The 1,019-nt window shown below is 65.4% G+C and carries 1 pseudogene; it reads left to right on the top strand.

The window, feature by feature from the left end:
* Positions 1-55: 55 nt before the first annotated feature.
* Positions 56-1,007 (top strand): annotated as a pseudogene (locus AXK60_RS26045) (IS5 family transposase).
* The last annotated feature ends 12 nt before the right edge of the window (positions 1,008-1,019 follow it).

Below are 1,019 nucleotides of genomic sequence, written 5' to 3'. Positions count from 1 at the left end.
AAGCRRCTAGGGCGTGTCTCCCAATCATGGACTGCTGATCGGGGATAATCGTTCCGTGAGTTCATCTCGGTACGAAGCGATTTCGGATGAGCAGTGGGCTCGGATCGAGCCGTTGTTGCCTTCGAGTGTTGGTCGGCCTGGGCGTCGGTTCGAGAACAACCGGCGAGTGGTCGAGGCGATCATCTACCGGTATCGAACCGGGATTCCGTGGCGGGATCTGCCGGTCGAGGCATTCGGTTCGTGGAAGACGGCCTGGAAGCGTCACCGGCGTTACGCCCAGGACGGAACCTGGGACAAGGTTCTGGCCGCGCTCCTCGCCGACGCCGATGCGGCGGGCAAGATCGATTGGACGGCGGTGTCGGTGGACGCCACGATCAACCGTGCGCATCAGCACGCGACGAACACTGTTCGCCCTGATCAGGACACAGGGGGCCCGGTCGAATCACACAAATCCTCCACCCGGGTTCGTCGCGAGTCCGCTCGGCGGTGATCGTGAACCGGCCGGCCACGGGATCGGCCGTTCGCGGGGAGGCCTGACCACCAAGATCCACGCAGCAGTCGACGGTCAGGGGCGTCCGCTCGCGGTGGTCGTCACCGGCGGACAGCGCAACGACGGCGCCATGCTCACCGAGGTCCTCGCCGATATTCGGGTACCGAGATGCGGGGCTGGGCGTCCCCGCACTCGCCCGGACGCGGTCGTCGCCGACCGGGCCTACACCAGTGGCGTGAACCGGCGGATGCTCGCCGGCCGGGGTATCAAGGCAGTCATTCCGCAGAAGGTCACCGAGATCGACGCCCGCCGCCGCAAGGGCGCCGCGGGTGGTCGGCCACCGACATTCGACACCGATACCTACAAGGGCCGCAACGTAGTTGAGAGATCATTCAACGACACCAAGCAATGGCGCGGACTGGCCACCCGCTACGACAAACTCGCCATCACCTACCGGGCCGGGGTCGTGCTCCAAGCATGCTTGCGATGGTCACGACTATTGGGAGACACGCCCTAGGTACTGCCCGGC

The sequence above is a fragment of the Tsukamurella pseudospumae genome (assembly GCF_001575195.1).
Taxonomy (GTDB): Bacteria; Actinomycetota; Actinomycetes; order Mycobacteriales; family Mycobacteriaceae; genus Tsukamurella; species Tsukamurella pseudospumae.
Note: the sequence above shows the minus strand (reverse complement) of the source record. Positions and strands in the feature narration are given on the sequence as shown.